This window comes from Ruegeria sp. P8, assembly GCF_056534665.1.
In genome coordinates, this window is sequence record NZ_JBQERC010000003.1 from 106,172 (window position 1) to 122,011 (window position 15,840).

18 protein-coding genes are annotated in these 15,840 nt (G+C 57.7%); 9 read left to right on the forward strand and 9 right to left on the reverse strand.

Going from position 1 to position 15,840, the window contains the following annotated elements; all coding sequences use genetic code 11:
- Positions 1-145 precede the first annotated feature (145 nt).
- The 7 genes from ACR0BZ_RS06860 to ACR0BZ_RS06890 all read right to left on the reverse strand — a co-directional run bounded on the left by ACR0BZ_RS06860 (position 146) and on the right by ACR0BZ_RS06890 (position 4,963).
- Positions 146-1,321: an acetyl-CoA C-acetyltransferase gene (locus ACR0BZ_RS06860; RefSeq protein ID WP_209598663.1), complete on the reverse strand. Its 1,176-nt coding sequence runs from the start codon at positions 1,319-1,321 to the stop codon at positions 146-148.
- A 190-nt stretch (positions 1,322-1,511) separates the two neighbouring features.
- Complete coding sequence (locus ACR0BZ_RS06865) at positions 1,512-2,345, reverse strand: EAL domain-containing protein (protein WP_480919824.1); 834 nt, start codon at positions 2,343-2,345, stop codon at positions 1,512-1,514.
- 104 nt (positions 2,346-2,449) lie between these two features.
- A complete protein-coding gene (locus tag ACR0BZ_RS06870; RefSeq protein WP_480585514.1) occupies positions 2,450-2,638 on the reverse strand; it encodes a hypothetical protein in 189 nt (62 codons plus the stop codon).
- Positions 2,639-2,728: 90 nt separating this feature from the next.
- Complete coding sequence (locus ACR0BZ_RS06875) at positions 2,729-3,700, reverse strand: sterol desaturase family protein (protein ID WP_480919825.1); 972 nt, start codon at positions 3,698-3,700, stop codon at positions 2,729-2,731.
- Positions 3,697-4,083: a hypothetical protein gene (locus ACR0BZ_RS06880; RefSeq protein WP_480558783.1), complete on the reverse strand. Its 387-nt coding sequence runs from the start codon at positions 4,081-4,083 to the stop codon at positions 3,697-3,699. The genes ACR0BZ_RS06875 and ACR0BZ_RS06880 overlap by 4 nt, the downstream gene beginning before the upstream one ends.
- 114 nt (positions 4,084-4,197) lie before the next feature.
- On the reverse strand, positions 4,198-4,323 hold the full coding sequence (locus ACR0BZ_RS06885; RefSeq protein ID WP_480558785.1) for a hypothetical protein: 126 nt from the start codon (positions 4,321-4,323) through the stop codon (positions 4,198-4,200).
- Positions 4,324-4,396: 73 nt separating this feature from the next.
- Positions 4,397-4,963 (reverse strand): TlpA disulfide reductase family protein, encoded by a 567-nt coding sequence (locus ACR0BZ_RS06890; protein ID WP_480558787.1) that lies wholly within the window; start codon positions 4,961-4,963, stop codon positions 4,397-4,399.
- 21 nt (positions 4,964-4,984) lie between these two features.
- Here ACR0BZ_RS06890 and argH point away from each other — a divergent pair, with 21 nt between their 5' ends.
- The 4 genes from argH (at position 4,985) to ACR0BZ_RS06910 (ending at position 10,720) form a co-directional block, all read left to right on the forward strand.
- Positions 4,985-6,373 carry an argininosuccinate lyase gene (argH, locus tag ACR0BZ_RS06895; RefSeq protein WP_480558789.1) on the forward strand — a complete coding sequence of 463 codons (1,389 nt, stop codon included), beginning with the start codon at positions 4,985-4,987 and terminating at the stop codon, positions 6,371-6,373.
- On the forward strand, positions 6,370-6,570 hold the full coding sequence (locus ACR0BZ_RS06900) for an argininosuccinate lyase (RefSeq protein WP_480919826.1): 201 nt from the start codon (positions 6,370-6,372) through the stop codon (positions 6,568-6,570). The genes argH and ACR0BZ_RS06900 overlap by 4 nt, the downstream gene beginning before the upstream one ends.
- Before the next feature lie 304 nt (positions 6,571-6,874).
- Positions 6,875-8,140, forward strand: coding sequence for a diaminopimelate decarboxylase (gene lysA, locus ACR0BZ_RS06905; protein WP_480919827.1), 1,266 nt, complete (start codon positions 6,875-6,877; stop codon positions 8,138-8,140).
- A 96-nt stretch (positions 8,141-8,236) separates the two neighbouring features.
- Positions 8,237-10,720, forward strand: a complete 2,484-nt coding sequence (locus tag ACR0BZ_RS06910; RefSeq protein WP_480919906.1) for a TIGR02302 family protein — start codon at positions 8,237-8,239, stop codon at positions 10,718-10,720.
- Between the two features lie 3 nt (positions 10,721-10,723).
- Here ACR0BZ_RS06910 and ACR0BZ_RS06915 read toward each other — a convergent pair whose 3' ends face one another.
- Entirely contained in the window at positions 10,724-11,446 is a 723-nt protein-coding gene (locus tag ACR0BZ_RS06915; protein ID WP_480919828.1) for a zinc-ribbon domain-containing protein, read from the reverse strand.
- A gap of 182 nt (positions 11,447-11,628) precedes the next feature.
- On the opposite strand from ACR0BZ_RS06915, the gene ACR0BZ_RS06920 reads away from it, so the two are divergent.
- From ACR0BZ_RS06920 to ACR0BZ_RS06935, 4 genes are read left to right on the forward strand one after another with little or no spacing between them, the layout of a single operon-like run.
- Positions 11,629-12,306: a cell division ATP-binding protein FtsE gene (locus ACR0BZ_RS06920; protein WP_209506709.1), complete on the forward strand. Its 678-nt coding sequence runs from the start codon at positions 11,629-11,631 to the stop codon at positions 12,304-12,306.
- A complete protein-coding gene (locus ACR0BZ_RS06925; protein WP_480486639.1) occupies positions 12,303-13,202 on the forward strand; it encodes a cell division protein FtsX in 900 nt (299 codons plus the stop codon). Before ACR0BZ_RS06920 ends, ACR0BZ_RS06925 begins: the two co-directional genes overlap by 4 nt.
- Complete coding sequence (locus ACR0BZ_RS06930) at positions 13,202-13,942, forward strand: lysophospholipid acyltransferase family protein (protein ID WP_480486641.1); 741 nt, start codon at positions 13,202-13,204, stop codon at positions 13,940-13,942. Before ACR0BZ_RS06925 ends, ACR0BZ_RS06930 begins: the two co-directional genes overlap by 1 nt.
- Positions 13,929-14,534, forward strand: coding sequence for a pyridoxamine 5'-phosphate oxidase family protein (locus ACR0BZ_RS06935; protein ID WP_480919829.1), 606 nt, complete (start codon positions 13,929-13,931; stop codon positions 14,532-14,534). The genes ACR0BZ_RS06930 and ACR0BZ_RS06935 overlap by 14 nt, the downstream gene beginning before the upstream one ends.
- A gap of 19 nt (positions 14,535-14,553) precedes the next feature.
- On the opposite strand, the gene ACR0BZ_RS06940 is transcribed toward ACR0BZ_RS06935, so the two are convergent.
- Positions 14,554-15,147, reverse strand: a complete 594-nt coding sequence (locus tag ACR0BZ_RS06940; protein WP_480773337.1) for an NAD(P)H-dependent oxidoreductase — start codon at positions 15,145-15,147, stop codon at positions 14,554-14,556.
- A gap of 102 nt (positions 15,148-15,249) precedes the next feature.
- Here ACR0BZ_RS06940 and ACR0BZ_RS06945 point away from each other — a divergent pair, with 102 nt between their 5' ends.
- A complete protein-coding gene (locus ACR0BZ_RS06945) occupies positions 15,250-15,828 on the forward strand; it encodes a TetR/AcrR family transcriptional regulator (protein ID WP_480483131.1) in 579 nt (192 codons plus the stop codon).
- Positions 15,829-15,840 lie beyond the last annotated feature (12 nt).

Consider the following 15,840-nt stretch of genomic DNA (forward strand, 5'->3'; position numbering starts at 1 on the left):
TTTGAGAGATGTTTGTGCGCAATATTGTTTCGTCGTTAAGGTGTTTATTTCGGATGGCAATATCGTCGCATCTAAGGGGTACGACCCCAGTGTAACAAAAAAGGGCGTCCCATGGACGCCCTTTTCTATTTGGTTATTGGCGCACTTAGTCGCGCTCCACACACAGGGCGACACCCATGCCGCCGCCGATGCACAAGGTGGCCAGACCTTTCTTTGCGTCGCGGCGCTTCATTTCGAACAGCAGCGTGTTCAGAACGCGGCAACCTGATGCGCCGATTGGGTGGCCGATGGCAATTGCACCGCCGTTCACGTTCACAATCGACGGATCCCAGCCCATATCTTTGTTCACTGCGCAGGCCTGCGCGGCAAAGGCTTCGTTGGCTTCAACCAAGTCCAGATCGTCGACGGACCAACCTGCTTTTTCCAATGCCTTGCGCGAAGCGTAGATCGGGCCAACGCCCATGATCGACGGGTCCAGCCCGGCAGTTGCGTAGGACGCGATGCGCGCCAAAGGTTCGATTCCGCGCTTCTCTGCGTTTTGAGCTGACATCAGCAGGGTTGCGGCCGCACCGTCGTTCAGGCCCGAAGCGTTTGCAGCAGTAACCGATCCGTCCTTGGTAAAGGCGGGGCGCAGCTTTGCCATGGCTTCCATTGTAGCGCCGTGGCGGATGTATTCGTCCTTGTCCATCACGATGTCACCCTTGCGGGTCTTGATGGTGAAGGGCACGATTTCGTCGACAAATTTGCCAGCTTTTTGCGCCGCCTCGGCTTTGTTCTGCGAAGCAACAGCGAATTCATCCTGCATGTCGCGGCTGATCTGCCATTTCTCGGCAACATTTTCCGCCGTCTGACCCATGTGATAACCGTTGAAGGCATCCCACAGACCATCGCGGATCATGGTGTCGATATATTTCATATCGCCCATCTTGTGACCGGCGCGCAGGGCAGCTGCGTGGGGCGACAGGGTCATGTTCTCTTGGCCACCAGCGGCGACGATGTCGGCATCGCCCAGCTGGATATGCTGAGCGCCCAATGCGACCGCACGCAGGCCCGAGCCGCAAACCTGGTTGATTCCCCAGGCGGCACTTTCCTGCGGCAAACCGGCGTTGATATGCGCCTGCCGAGCCGGGTTCTGCCCCTGAGCCGCAGTCAGCACCTGACCCAAGATGGTTTCGCTGACTTCGCCTTTTTCAATCCCGGCGCGCTCAACAACTGCTTCCAGGACGGCCGCGCCCAGATCATGTGCGGGGGTGTTCGCAAACGAACCACTAAAGCTGCCGACACCTGTTCGTGCGGCGGATGCGATTACTACGTTGGTCATATGATCAGTCCTTTACCGTCATTGTCTGGCGGAATGTCTGACGGCGCAGGCCGAGAGTTTCCCTCTCGAAACAAGAGCGCCCCGTTATCCCCCGCTCAAGTACTTCTGCAATAGCGTAATGCTGCACTTGCAGCAACGGGCAGCTTGTCTCAGCTTGGGAAATGGCGGAAAAATGTCGATCACCCACGGGTCAACTTGCTGTTTTTGAATTTTTTTCCTGTTTCCACTGGGGCGAAACACTGGGCGCGCCAAACAAAAAGCCCTGCATGCAATCCACGCCAAATTCAAGCAAAAATGCCGCATCCTTCTGAGTTTCGACCGATTCGGCAGTGACCAGAATTTCAAACTCACGCGCTACGGCAATCAGGGCCCGCACCAAAGCCTGGTTGTCGGGGCTGTTGCTGATGCCCCTGATAAACTGACCGTCGATCTTGGCGGCGTCGAACAGAAACTCGCGAAAGTGGCGGAAACTGAAGTTGCTGGCACCAAAGTCGTCCAGCGCAAAGGCGATGCCGCGATCCTGTAGGCGGTCCATGAAGTCGACCACCAATTCCGGCACCTGCATAGCAGAACTTTCGGAGATTTCTAGGATCAGCCGTTCGCCCAGTTGCGGATCCCGTTTCAGAAACCGGTCCAGTATACCGGACCAGTTGGAATAACCGATCGAGCGGGCGGACATGTTGATCGACAGGCGGATCTGGGGGTTGTTCACCAACGTGCGCAGACCAAGTTCCAACGCGACGCAGTCGAGATCACGTCCGATCGGAGTGTTTTCAACCTGTGGCATGAACTCGCGCGCGGGGATAACGCGCCCTGTTTCATCCAATACACGAATGAAGCCTTCGTAAAACGCGATGTCATGCGGCGGGTGCGCCTGAACAACCGGCTGAAAGGCCAACCGACATTGCTTGTGCTTCACAGCATCGGTTGCCATCTGAACCACCGAACGATCCCGTGTTGACACTGCTGCATTCAAAGGGGTGTCCAACCCTTCGGGAAGATTGGTGAGCTTTTTGTTTCCCATAGGCGCAGATTCCCGTGTGTCCGGAACAGGTGTTTTGACACAGTTTCGGGGCAAACAGATGAATCTGCGGTTAAAGCGTCAGATGAAGTTGCTTATTGCGGTTTTCAGCGCGCGGAGTGCCCGGCACGGGCCAGCGACGCCGCGGCTCCGAGAAGGGCTCCTGTCGCACCCAGAATCATCAGGACAAAACCCAATGCGATCAGAGTGCCAACAAAGCTGCCGAGCGCGGCAAGCATGGCCAGCAACAGGCCAAACAACCCCACGAAGGTTGAAATGGTTGCCAAACGTTTCATGCCGCCCCTCGCTCATCTATGCGCCACATTCAATCACTGATATGGCGTGCAAAGACCGGAGTTCAAGTCTAGCGGGGCCTGACGGCTGTATCAGGCCTGTTCTGCCTGTCCTTTGGGCAGGATCTTGTCGACCTGCTCAAAACCGGGCGTTCCCCGGTCCTCGGGATGGCGAGCCAGGTGCTTGGCTTTTATCTGTTCCGAGTTGTCGCGGCTGCCGTCGTGGCTGTACCCCGGAGGCGCGAAACAATAGGCCAGACGTTGCCGTAGTGTCAGGCCGGGCTGCGTGGCGTCGTGCCAGATGCCGACCCATTCGTGAAACGCAACGCGCAAAGGGTTGAAGGTGCCGATATTGTGAACCAGCCCGTAATCGACCCGATCGTTTTCCTGTTCAGGCACAAATGTCCCGAACATCTTGTCCCAGATGATGAAAACTCCGGCGTAATTGCAATCCAGATACCGTGCGTTCCGGCCGTGATGCGCGCGATGATGGCTGGGGGTATTCATGACCGCTTCGAACCATCGGGGCATCTTGCCGATGGCCTCGGTGTGAATCCAGAACTGATAGATCAGGTTCAATCCACCGACGAACAGAACCATGGCCGGATGGAAACCCAGCAGGATCAGCGGCGCGCGAACGACCATCATGAACGTAAAGGTATAGGTCCAAGTCTGCCGCAGAGCTGTGGTCAGATTGTAGTGCTGTGAACTGTGGTGGTTGACATGGCTGGCCCAGACCCAGCGAATGCGATGCCCAAAACGGTGTACCCAGTAATAGCGAAGATCATCCAGGACAAAGCACAGAATGATAATGGGAAATGACGTGCCCAGGTCCAAAGGAGTGATCTGCCACAGCCACATGAAAAACGCATAGGCAATAAAGCCCAGCAAAAAGCCCGACGCGATGTTCCCGGCCCCCATGATCAGCGAGGTTACAGCATCGCGCGTTTCATACCGCCCGCCTTTGCCTTTGACTGCGATCCACAGGAATTCTGCCAGAATAGCAGCGATGAAAAACGGGACGGCCCATTGCACCGCATCGGGAAAGCTTACCTGGTCTGTCATGCGGGCCTCATCAAGTGTTGCCAGTGCTGGCGTTCGGTCTGGTCAAGGTGAAGAGTCGCGCGCGGGGTGCTGAAGTCGTGAAACCGAACTTCGATGCCATTGGCGGTCTCAAACCAGTCGAAGTCCTGGAGATGCCGCGCTACTGTGTCGGCGCCGAAGGACCAGATCAACCCAGCCCCGTTCTGGGTTCTTACCAGCGCCGCGTGACCGTCATGGGCGATTGTCACGTCGATCACCGTGTCTTCAGGGAAATGCCGCAGCCACTGGCGTGGCGCCGTGTCTGGCGTCAGCACGTGCAACCGCGACTTGCCTGTCAGATGCAACAATACCGTAATCCCGGCTATGCCTCCAACGACCAACACCAATAGAATTTCCAGCGGCATTCCATCCTCCTGAGCGCAGAGTGCAAAGGAGGATGGAAACTGTCAAAGGTGGCGTGACGTCAGCTGTGTTGCAAAATCAAGGCTCTGATCGCAGCCATTCGAGAAGCAGGAATACTAGTCGGAGATCGCGTAGGTTACTGGATCTCCCTTTCCCTTCTTGCGTACATCTTTGGCGGTAGCAGCATCAGCGGCTATCCAGAAATCACCCGCCATCGCGGCAATTCCTTCAATTGATTTCATAAAAATATCCTCCGGGTTGAATGCCCGAAGGATATCGCGATTCACTGAACTCGCTGACTATAAGGCTATTTCCTCAGCTTTCTGCGCCAACAAGCGTCGACACGATCGCCTTCGCGCTGTCCGAATTCCATTCGGCGTCGCCGATCAACCGCGCGATTTCCTGACCTTCGGGATTCAGAATGACCGTGATGGGCAATGCGATGATACCGAATTCGCGCGCGGCAGCCGAGCTGAGGTCCTGGTGACGCGGCAGGTTGGATATGCCATTTTCTTCGAAGAACTTCTTGATCCCTGCTGGTGAGTTGCGGCCTGTGGCAAGGGTCAGAACCTGAAACTTGTCCCCCCCGAACTCGTCCTGCAACTCGGCGATCTGAGGCATTTCTTTGCGGCAGGGGGCGCACCAGGTGGCCCAGAAGTTCAGCAGAACATACTTGCCCTCATAATCGGCCAGCGTGCCGACACCCCCGTCATCTTCCAGCTGAAACTCGATCACTTTTGCCGGTTTGGGTTCTTCATGCAGGATAAGGCGCTTCAGACTGCCTTCCCGTAACGGGCCCAGTGTCGCGGCATCGGTTGCCAAAGCGGCATTTGCACCTAGCGCAAGGGCCATATAAAGGGGGATCAAACGAAATAGGCGCATATCAACTCCGGGTTTTCTTACATGACCGATCAATCCTCGAACCAGATGTGGGGCGGCCGCTTTGCCGCCGGTCCAGACGCGATCATGGAGGCGATCAACGCCTCGATCGGGTTCGATCAGCGGATGGCAGCCCAGGACATCGAAGGCTCGCGCGCCCATGCGGCCATGTTGGCTGCTACAGGCGTCATAAGTGATAGTGATGCTGAAGCCATTCGGGAAGGGCTGCTCACCGTTTTGTCAGAAATCCAGAGCGGCACGTTTCAGTTTTCAACTGCGTTGGAAGACATACACATGAATGTCGAGGCGCGGCTGAAAGAGATCATCGGCGAGCCTGCTGGCCGTTTGCACACAGGGCGTTCGCGCAATGATCAGGTGGCGACGGATTTCAAACTGTGGGTCCGGGATCAGCTAGACGCGGCTGAAACTGGTCTGCTGGCTCTGATTCGCGCGCTTTTGGCACAGGCCGAAGCAGGCGCCGATTGGGTCATGCCCGGCTTCACCCACCTGCAAACTGCGCAACCCGTAACATGGGGCCACCACATGATGGCCTATGTCGAGATGTTTGGCCGCGACCTGAGCCGAGTCCGCGACGCGCGTGCCCGAATGAACGAATCCCCGTTGGGGGCCGCCGCACTGGCGGGTACATCTTTCCCCATTGATCGCCATATGACGGCGCAGGCGTTGGGCTTTGATCGCCCCGCCGCCAACTCGCTGGATGCCGTCAGTGACCGCGATTTCGCGCTGGAGTTCCTGTCGACAGCCTCGATCTGCGCTGTGCACCTGTCGCGCTTTGCCGAGGAGCTGGTGATTTGGTCGTCGGCCCAGTTCCGTTTCGTGTCCCTGTCCGACCGGTTTTCGACCGGCTCGTCGATCATGCCGCAGAAAAAGAACCCGGATGCAGCCGAACTGATCCGCGCCAAGGTTGGGCGTATCTATGGGGCCAATACCGCGCTGATGATGGTGATGAAGGGCCTGCCGCTGACCTATTCAAAGGACATGCAGGAGGACAAGGAACAGGTCTTTGACGCCGCCGACAACTGGATGCTGGCACTGGCTGCGATGGAAGGGATGGTCAAGGACATGACCGCCAACCGCGACAGCCTTGCCGCCGCCGCCGGCTCGGGTTTCTCGACCGCTACGGATCTGGCCGACTGGCTGGTGCGGGTGCTGGGCCTGCCGTTCCGGGATGCGCATCACGTCACCGGATCACTGGTGGCCATGGCCGAAGGCAAGGATTGTGATCTGCCCGACCTGACGCTGGATGATATGCAATCGGTCCATGGTGATATCTCGGATGATGTCTACTCTGTCCTTGGCGTCGACAATTCGGTAAACTCGCGGCAGTCCTACGGTGGTACCGCCCCCGATCAGGTGCGGGCCCAGATCGAACGATGGAAGGCAATGGTATGACAACCGCGCTACGTGCGATCCTGATTGCGGTTTCCGGTCTGGTGCTGGCCGGGTGCGGGGCTGATGGCGAGCCTGATCAACCAACTGCCCCTCAACCCACGGTCGGTGCCACCATTGGGGTTGGATCAAGCGGCGCGTATGTTGGCGGGGGTGTCGGCCTAAGCCGCGGACCGCTGGGCATTTATCTTGGATTCTGATCCTTTTGAATGTTGCGCCCATGGTCCCGGCACCTCATGTTGGGTCCACGTATCGATTACCTGTCACACAAAGAAATGGTATTGAAATGAGAATTCTGGGATTGGTTTGTGCTCTTGCTGTTTTGGCGGCTTGCGAGCCTTCGTCAGCGCGACGTCCGGAACCTGCGGCCGAACCAAAACAATCGGGCACCGGCATTTCAATCTCGGGCTATGGCCGAGTTGGTGTTTCAACGCAAAACTAAACCGGGACTAAGGATACAGAATCCATTGATCCGAAGTCCTTTTATGGTCTAAGCGCGCAAGCATGGATCACTTTTTGTACCGCGACGGCGCGCTTTACGCCGAGGATGTCCCCGTCTCCGAAATCGCAGCCGCGGTTGGAACACCGTTCTACGTCTATTCCACGGCTACATTGCTGCGGCATTTCAAGCTGTTCGATGACGCGTTGGACGGCACCGATCATCTGGTCTGCTACGCGATGAAGGCGGCCAGCAATCAGGCGATCCTTAAGACATTGGCCCAAGCAGGTGCGGGGATGGACGTGGTCTCGGGCGGAGAATATCTGCGTGCGAAGGCGGCTGGTGTTCCCGGTGACAAGACCGTGTTCTCAGGTGTGGGGAAAACAGCGGACGAGATACGCATGGCGCTGAGCGGCGGCATTCGCCAGTTCAATGTCGAATCCGAGCCCGAAATGGAAGTGATCAACGCCATTGCGCTTGAGCTTGGCGTGATCGCGCCGATTACCGTCAGGGTGAACCCGGATGTTGATGCCAGGACGCATGCCAAGATTGCCACGGGCAAGTCCGAGAACAAGTTTGGCATTCCGATAGCCCGCGCCTCGGAAGTTTATGCTCACGCCGCCGACCTGCCGGGGCTGGAGGTGATCGGCATCGACGTTCACATCGGCTCGCAACTGACCGAACTTGAACCGTATGAGTTGGCCTACACAAAGTTGGCCGAGTTGACCGAGCGCCTCCGCTCTGAAGGTCACAACATTAGGCGCCTTGACCTGGGCGGTGGTTTGGGCATTCCATACACCCGGTCGAACGACGCACCGCCCTTGCCGATTGAATATGGTGCGCTGGTCAAGAAAACACTGGGCCATCTGGGCTGTGAGATCGAGATTGAGCCGGGCCGCCTGATCGCGGGCAATGCCGGGATCATGGTCAGCAAGGTCATCTATGTGAAATCAGGCGAAGGTCGCGACTTTTTGATCCTTGATGGGGCGATGAATGACCTGATCCGGCCTGCAATGTACGAAGCGTACCACGATATCGTAGCGGTGCAGGAACCGGCGGCTGGCGTGGAACAGCAAGCCTATGACATCGTAGGCCCGGTCTGCGAATCCGGGGATACCTTTGCCAAGCAGCGCAATATGCCACCGTTGAAATCGGGTGATCTGGTCGCATTTCGCAGCGCGGGTGCATACGGTGCGGTGATGTCCAGCGAATACAATACCCGTCCGTTGATCCCTGAAGTTCTGGTGAATGGCGATCAATTTGCAGTCATTCGTGAACGGCCAAGCTTTGACGAAATCATAAACCGCGATACCATACCATCGTGGCTTTGACGCGATAACCGCGCGGGCCCGTCCCGGAGGCCCGTCTTGACCAACAGTACGAACCTGCCCATTCCGCGCCTGTCCCTGTGGCTAACCCATCTTGGCATGGTGGCTGAACAGGTACTGCGCGCGTTCTGGCCTGCGTTCTCGATTGTTCTGGCTTTGCTCGCCGCTCTGATGCTGGGGCTGCAGGATCATCTGCCCGTTGAAATCGTCTGGGGTGCTGGTGCGCTCTCGTTGATCTCTTTTGGTGTAGCATCCGTCCACGGTGTCACGAAATTCAAGCTGCCGTCCCGCGCTGATGCGCTAGCGCGGCTGGATGAGGCTCTGCCCGGTCGACCTATTCAGGCTTTGCTGGATGATCAGGCAATCGGTACCAACGATGGTGACTCGGTTGCCTTGTGGCAGGCGCACAAAGCCCGCATGGCACAGCGTGCGGCCACTGCTGAGGCTGTGAAACCAGATCTTCGGCTTGCGTCGCGTGATCCGTATGCGCTGCGCTATGCCGCTCTGCTGGCATTTGTCGTGGCGCTGATCTTTGGTTCGTTGTGGCGCGTGGGTTCAGTGGCGGACATGGCGCCGGGTACAGCCGTCGCTGGACAGGGCCCAACTTGGGAAGGATGGGTGGAACCCCCCAGATACACAGGTTTGCCGACCTTATATCTTGCTGATCAGACGGGGGCGGCGCTTTCTGTTCCCAAGGGCAGTCGCATCACCTTGCGACTTTACGGTGAGGTCGGTGCACATAGTCTGACCGAAAGCAGTTCTGCCAGCGGAACCGAGGCGGCAACAGACCCGGAACAGGAGTTTGTTGCCGAACGCTCGGGTCAGTTGCGCATTGATGGACCGGCGGGGCGGGACTGGTCGGTGCAGGTCATTGACGACGCGGCTCCGCAGATTGCAGTTTCCGGCACCGCCGAGTCTGAAGCCGGCGGGCAGATGAAGCTGCCATTTTCCGCCAGCGATGATTACGGAGTGGTTTCGGGCTTGGCCCGGATCGAGCTGGATTTGGCGGCGATTGACCGTCGGTACGGACTGGCGGCCGAGCCAGAGCCGCGCGAGGTGATCGAAATTGAATTACCCATGCCGATCACCGGTGATCGGGCAGATTTCACCGAAGACCTGATCGAGGATTTCTCGCAGCATCCGTGGGCGCATTTGCCGGTCAGGATTACCTTGATGGCAACGGATGCAGCGGAGCAGCAAACGTCTTCGGATTCCTATGAGACGGCATTGCCAGCACGGCGCTTCTTTGATCCACTGGCGGCAGCCGTGATTGAGCAAAGGCGCGATCTGCTTTGGTCGCGATCCAATGCGCCTCGTGTCTCGCAATTGCTGAGGGCTGTGTCGCACCGCCCTGAGGATCTGTTTCGTTCTGACACAGCCTATCTGCGTCTGCGGGTTGTTCTGAGGCGATTGGAAACTTTTCATCGATACGGGTTGAAACCCAATCAACAGGAAGAGATTGCACAAGCCCTGTGGGACCTTGCCGTGGTGATCGAGGACGGGACGCTGGCGGATGCATTGGAACGGATGCGCCGCGCGCAGGAACGTCTGACCGAGGCGATGAAGAACGGGGCCAGCGACGAAGAAATAGCGGAGTTGATGCAGGAATTGCGCGAGGCGACGCAGGATTACCTTCAGCAACTACAACGTCTGGCACAGCAAGATGGAGAAGACGGCGAACGTCAGCCCGGCCAGAATAGTGAATCTTTGCAAATGACGCAGGATGACCTGCAGCGCATGATGGACCGCATTCAGGAACTGATGGAACAAGGTCGCATGGCCGAAGCCCAGCAGGCGCTGGAAGAATTCCAGCAGATGATGGAGAACATGCGTGTAACTCAGGGTCAGGGCCAAGGGCAGCAATCCGAAGGCCAGCAGGCCATGGAAGGTCTTGCCGAAACCCTGCGCGAACAGCAGGGTCTTAGCGATCAGGCCTTTCGTGATTTGCAGGAACAATTCAACCCCGGCGCGCAATCAGGTGAAAGCCAAGGGAACGAAGGCCGCAACGGCGGGCAAGGCCGGGGGCAAAGCCACGAAGGACAGGGCGGACAAGGTGAAGGTTCGGATCAGGCTGGAGACGGTGAGCAGGGGCAAGGCTCGCTCGCCGACCGACAGCAAGCGTTGAGAGACGAGTTGGGTCGTCAGCAACAAGGTCTCCCCGGTGTCGGCACACCCGAAGGTGACGCCGCGCGCGAAGCGCTGGATCGGGCCGGGCGTGCCATGGACGAGGCCGAGCAAGCTCTGCGTGGCGATGATCTCGCCGAAGCTATCGACCGTCAATCCGAAGCGATGGAAGCGTTGCGCGAAGGGATGCGGTCGCTGGGTGAAGCCATGGCGCAGGAACAGCAGAACCAACCGGGGCAGGGAACGCAGGACGGCGACATGCAGGCCAACAACCGCGATCCGCTGGGCCGAAACCCAGGCGCTGCCGGTTCGATTTCAACCGATGAAAACCTGTTGCAGGGCGAAGATGTCTATCGCCGGGCGCGAGAGTTGCTGGATGAAATCCGCCGCCGGACCGGTGAAACAGATCGTCCCCAGATCGAGCTGGAATACCTCAAGCGGTTGCTGGAGCGGTTCTAGCCCTTAGTTCTGCGCACCGGATCCTGCCTGAGTTTCGAGCCAGATGCGCGCCTGATCCACCAGCGACACATATGAGCTGAGCAACGGATCGGCCTGCGGTACAGCCTCGCTGATCTGGCGGGCATTCCCGTAGATCAGGTACAGAACCACGCCGATGATCAGCATTAGCGCAAAACCGCGCAAGAACCCACCGGACTTGCGGGGCGCCTGCGCCTCATCTTCTGCCGGGTCCGACCGCATGCTCGAGTTGATGGCATCGACATCCGGCAGTGCATCCTTTTGCCCGGCATCAACGGCGGTTTCCGAAGTTGCAGGGCGTTTGGGCCTGACCTTTGGCTCTGGTGGGGCTTCCAGGCCCAGATCGGGCTGGCTTTCCAGACCACCGCCTTCCTGCGCACGTAACTCCGCTTCTCGTGCGGCTTCTTCTTTCAGGATACTGGCGACTGATGGGGCAACATTTCCTGTAGATGCAGCAGGTTTTTCAACCTCTGGCGCTGATTTATCTGCGGGCTCGGCGTCCTTCTGGGCCTCGACCTCGGTGTCCGATGTATCTGCCTCAACAGGCTTGTCCTCGGGCGCGTTCGGTTCATCCGTCTGCTCGGATGGATGCTTGGCCTGAAACCAGGTCTGATCGCAGTTCGAACACTGCACGTCGCGGCCTTCCTCGGGGATGACCTCGTCAGGAACTTCGTACTGCGCAGTGCAATTCGGACATGTAAGACGCATGCTGCCTCCTCGGCCGGATGAAGGGCCGATAATAGTTTTTTCAGGGATGATATTCCGTTAAGACCCAACAGCAAAGGGCGTTTTCGGTTTCATGGGCCAAGTGTCACCAATTGGACTCGGTAGAGCCATTGAAACCGTCGCCCTGCTCGGGCAAGAAGAGCGGCAAAATATTGGGGGCACGTGTGATCGAGCTGGAAAATGTCAGCTATACCTACGGTGGCGGCGAGTTGCTGAGCGATGTCTCGGTTCAATTGCAGCCGGGGTCGTTCCATTTTCTGACCGGGCCATCGGGGGCGGGAAAGACGACATTGCTCAAGCTGTGTTACGGGGCACTGTTACCAACCTCGGGACGTCTCAGCGTGTTTGATCAGGATATCTCGGCCCTTGATCGGGATCAGCTGGCCGTGCTGCGTCGCCGTGTTGGCGTTGTTCATCAGGATTGCCAGTTCCTTGACCATATGACGCTTGCCGAGAATGTCGCCTTGCCACTGATGGTCTCTGGGCGCGGGGAATCGTCCGGGCAAGACAATCTGACCGAACTGCTCAGCTGGGTGGGGCTTGGTGCACGTCTCGAAGCGCGGCCACCGGAATTGTCCGGCGGTGAACGTCAACGGGCGGCTCTGGCGCGCGCCGTCATCCTGTCGCCCGATGTCATATTGGCTGATGAGCCCACGGGCAATGTCGATTGGGAGATGTCGCAACGTTTGTTGCACCTGCTGGTCGAGCTGAACCGTATGGGAAAGACCGTTCTGATTGCCACCCATGACCTGAGCCTGATCCGCGCGGCAAAAAGTCATGTTCAGGCCCGTGTTTTGCGGATTTCGCAGCGAAAGCTGCATCTGGCGGGGGCAGACCTGTGACTGGGGCTGATATCCGAAACCTGCTGCGCGGCGATACCCGTGCTGACCGCGTTGTTCCGCCAACCGGCTACACCGCGCATCTGACGCTGTTTGTCGCTGGTGCCATGGCATTTCTTGCTGTTTTTGCTTTGGCTTTGTCCCTCGCCTCTGGCCGCATCGCGGATCGGTGGGCCTCGGAACTGGCGGGCGCTGCGACCTTGCGCATCAACGCACCGGCCGAGCAGCTTGCTGCCCAGACAGAAGCGGCATTGACCGTCCTCAGCCAGACGCCAGGTGTCGCCTCCGCCCGTGCGCTTAGCACAGAAGAACAGGCCGCATTGCTGGCGCCTTGGTTCGGGCCGGACCTGCCGCTGGATACTTTGCCAATCCCGCAGCTGATCGAGATTATCGAGGGCGAACCGGGGCTGGATGCGATCGGGCTGCGATTGCGATTGGGGGCCGAGGTGCCCGGCGCGGTTCTGGATGATCACACGCGATGGCGCGAACCGCTGGTCGATGCAGCGATGTCCCTGCGTCGTCTGGGATGGATATCAATCCTGCTGATCGGTGGCGCGACCGCTGCGATGATTACCCTTGCAGCCAACGCCTCACTTGCGGCCAATGCGCAGATTATCGAGGTTCTGCGATTGGTTGGCGCGCAGGATGGTTTCATCGCAGGGGCTTTTGTACGGCGGTTTACCTATCGCGCGTTTTTCGGCGCTTCGGTTGGGACCCTGCTGGGAATGACTGGTGTCTTGCTTTTGCCCGAAGCTTCGGACGCGGGCGGGTTTCTGACCGGAGTTGGATTTCAGGGCAAAGACTGGGTATTGCCGGTTCTTATCCCCGTCCTTGGGGCAGCCGTTGCCTTTGTTGCCACATGGGCCGCGGCCCGACGCAAGTTGAAGGAGCTTTCCTGATGTTGATGGCAATTCAGTGGGTTCGTTCCCTCATCTTCATGATTGTGATCTATGCTTGGATGCTGATCCTTGGCATCGCGTTTCTACCTTATGCGCTGTTTTCCAAAAACGGTGCCCTGAAAGCGTGCAAAACCTACGCCAAAAGCACCATGTGGCTGGCCCGGTGGATGGTTGGTATCCGCTGTGAGGTGCGGGGCAATGCCCCAACGAATGAAGTGGTCATCGGAGCCAAACATCAGTCGTTCCTTGATATCATCATGATTTTCGACGCCATTCCGCACGGCAAGTTTATCATGAAACGCGAGCTGTTGTTCACACCGGTCATTGGCATGTATGCACGACGCCTTGGCTGTATCCCGGTCAATCGCGGCAAGCGCGGTGCGGCTGTGGCAAAAATGGTCAAGGACGTCTCAAAAGAGTTTTCCGAACCCGGTCAGCTGGTGATCTATCCGCAGGGCACGCGTGTGGCACCGGGAGTAAAGAAACCCTACAAGGTTGGTACAGCGGTCCTGTATGAAGGCCTTGGTTTTCCATGCGTTCCGGTTGCGACGAATGCTGGCGTGTTCTGGCCCCGTACAGGCGTGATGCGTAAACCCGGCCTTGCCATTGTAGATTTTCTGGAGCCGATCAAACCAGGTGTTGCCCGCGATGAGTTCCTCGCGCGGTTGGCGGAAGTCATCGAAACACGCTCGAACGAATTGATGCGCGAAGTGGGGTTTGATCCTGATGGAATTCATTGAAAAAATAGAAGATCTCGAGGCGTTGTACGGAACGCCGGGTGCTGCTTCGTTGCGAAAGGTCGTTCGACACTTAACTCCGCTCTATCGCAAGTGGATTGAAGCCGCGCGCCTTTGTGTTCTCAGTACAGTTGGTCCCGAGGGTGTGGACGGAAGCCCACGTGGGGACGACGGTGCTGTTGTGCGCGAATTGAACCCAAAAACACTGGCGCTGCCTGACTGGCGGGGAAACAACCGCCTGGACAGCTTGCGCAACATTGTTCGGGACCCGCGCGTTTCGCTGATGTTCTTTGTGCCGGGTTCTGACAATGTCGTTCGGGTTAACGGAACAGCCCGATTGACCGCAGACGCGGCATTGCGCAACCAGTTCGAAAAGGCTGGCAAGGTTCCGGCGACGGTTATCGTCGTGCAGATTGACGAGATTTACAGTCAGTGCGCGCGTGCACTGATGCGCGCCCGCACTTGGACTTGTGGCGACGAAAGCAAGGACCTTCCGACGATTGGGCAGCTTTTGTCGGAGGCGTCAGAGGGTGAAGAGGGCGGCGCGCAATATGACAAAGACTGGGCTGCACGCGCCGCCAAAACAATGTGGTAGGTAGCGGACGGTTGTTCAGTCAAGCTGCGGCGGCTCCGATTCTGGACACCTTTTTGATCCAGCGATCAACGCTGCCCGGTTTGGGATAGCTTGCGCCTGCAAAGTAAGTGAATCGCGTTGGTTTGAAGCCAACAAACCCGAGGATCTGGCCCCGAACCTGTCGAATAAGCGCTTGCCTGTACATCAGGCGCATGAACCAGCCCGGCGTATCTGAGGTCAGGATAACGCGTGCCGTGCGTCCGGTCAGCATCGGGGCTGGCAGGCCAGCCATCGTCGTGTTTCGGGTGTCGAATGTCCGCCCCGGTATGAACATCCGGTCAATCAATCCCTTGAGTTTTGCAGGCAGCCCGCCCCACCACATAGGTGTGGTCAGGACCAGATGGTCGCTCCATTCGAAGTCCTGCAACACTTGTTCCAGAACCGGTTCAAGCGGCTTGAAGTCGTGATAGTTGCCCTGACCGAAATCAAAATCGAATTGCAGGTCGCTCAGATGGACTATTCGGACATCATGTCCGTTTTTGCGGGCTGCCTCGCCATAGGTTTCTGCGAATGTGCGTGACAAGCTGCTTTCTGCCGGATGTCCATCGAGGATGAGGATTTTCTTGGGGTGCATCGGGGTTCTCCTAAAAATGACCGCGGTCAGTTTATAGAATCAAAAAATGACCGCGGTCAATATTAAATTTGACCACGGTCAAAAAATGTGCGATTGGGCGTTATGCAAAAAACGATCCAGAAACGTACCATCAAGACCCGCGCCAAGCTTCTATCAGCTGCGGAAGAGGTTATCCGACATGGCGGATATGAAGCATTGCGGGTGGATGAAGTTGTAAAGGCCGCGGGTGTTGCCAAGGGGACCTTCTTCGCGCATTTCCGCGACAAGGACGCGCTGATGGAAATCCTGATCGCGGACAAGCTGAATGCTTGCCTGGATCAGGCCCAATCCGGTACCCCACCCAAAACGGTACCAGAGATTATCGCTTCGCTGGAACCGGTCCACGAATTCATGACGTCCGAACGGTACGTGTTCGATCTGTTGATCAGATACTCGGGGGCAACGGCTATCGCAGATATTGGGCCGATTGCCTATTGTTTTGAACGGTATTTCCGGGTCGTGATGATGTGGCTTGAAACAGCAGAGGTACGCAAGGATGTACCATCCGAGCTGTTGGCAGAAGGCGTGCAGGCCTTTGCCATTCAGGCCATGTCCTTACAGTATTGCGCGCTGCATTCAGCGACAACGTTCACAGACAGGCTGGAAACCTATCTGGATGCATGGCTGACCCCGGCAAGCTGATCGCCGCCGGGG

What these genes read in the sequence shown, in the direction of transcription:
- ACR0BZ_RS06875 (WP_480919825.1), bottom strand. Translation starts at nt 3,700, where the DNA reads ATGACAGACCAGGTAAGCTTTCCCGATGCGGTGCAATGGGCCGTCCCG.
- argH (WP_480558789.1), top strand. Translation starts at nt 4,985, where the DNA reads ATGACCGATCAATCCTCGAACCAGATGTGGGGCGGCCGCTTTGCCGCC.
- ACR0BZ_RS06935 (WP_480919829.1), top strand. Translation starts at nt 13,929, where the DNA reads ATGGAATTCATTGAAAAAATAGAAGATCTCGAGGCGTTGTACGGAACG.
- ACR0BZ_RS06900 (WP_480919826.1), top strand. Translation starts at nt 6,370, where the DNA reads ATGACAACCGCGCTACGTGCGATCCTGATTGCGGTTTCCGGTCTGGTG.
- ACR0BZ_RS06880 (WP_480558783.1), bottom strand. Translation starts at nt 4,083, where the DNA reads ATGCCGCTGGAAATTCTATTGGTGTTGGTCGTTGGAGGCATAGCCGGG.
- ACR0BZ_RS06910 (WP_480919906.1), top strand. Translation starts at nt 8,237, where the DNA reads ATGGTGGCTGAACAGGTACTGCGCGCGTTCTGGCCTGCGTTCTCGATT.
- ACR0BZ_RS06890 (WP_480558787.1), bottom strand. Translation starts at nt 4,963, where the DNA reads ATGCGCCTATTTCGTTTGATCCCCCTTTATATGGCCCTTGCGCTAGGT.
- ACR0BZ_RS06930 (WP_480486641.1), top strand. Translation starts at nt 13,202, where the DNA reads ATGTTGATGGCAATTCAGTGGGTTCGTTCCCTCATCTTCATGATTGTG.
- ACR0BZ_RS06945 (WP_480483131.1), top strand. Translation starts at nt 15,250, where the DNA reads ATGCAAAAAACGATCCAGAAACGTACCATCAAGACCCGCGCCAAGCTT.
- ACR0BZ_RS06915 (WP_480919828.1), bottom strand. Translation starts at nt 11,446, where the DNA reads ATGCGTCTTACATGTCCGAATTGCACTGCGCAGTACGAAGTTCCTGAC.
- lysA (WP_480919827.1), top strand. Translation starts at nt 6,875, where the DNA reads ATGGATCACTTTTTGTACCGCGACGGCGCGCTTTACGCCGAGGATGTC.
- ACR0BZ_RS06885 (WP_480558785.1), bottom strand. Translation starts at nt 4,323, where the DNA reads ATGAAATCAATTGAAGGAATTGCCGCGATGGCGGGTGATTTCTGGATA.
- ACR0BZ_RS06940 (WP_480773337.1), bottom strand. Translation starts at nt 15,147, where the DNA reads ATGCACCCCAAGAAAATCCTCATCCTCGATGGACATCCGGCAGAAAGC.
- ACR0BZ_RS06865 (WP_480919824.1), bottom strand. Translation starts at nt 2,345, where the DNA reads ATGGGAAACAAAAAGCTCACCAATCTTCCCGAAGGGTTGGACACCCCT.
- ACR0BZ_RS06860 (WP_209598663.1), bottom strand. Translation starts at nt 1,321, where the DNA reads ATGACCAACGTAGTAATCGCATCCGCCGCACGAACAGGTGTCGGCAGC.
- ACR0BZ_RS06870 (WP_480585514.1), bottom strand. Translation starts at nt 2,638, where the DNA reads ATGAAACGTTTGGCAACCATTTCAACCTTCGTGGGGTTGTTTGGCCTG.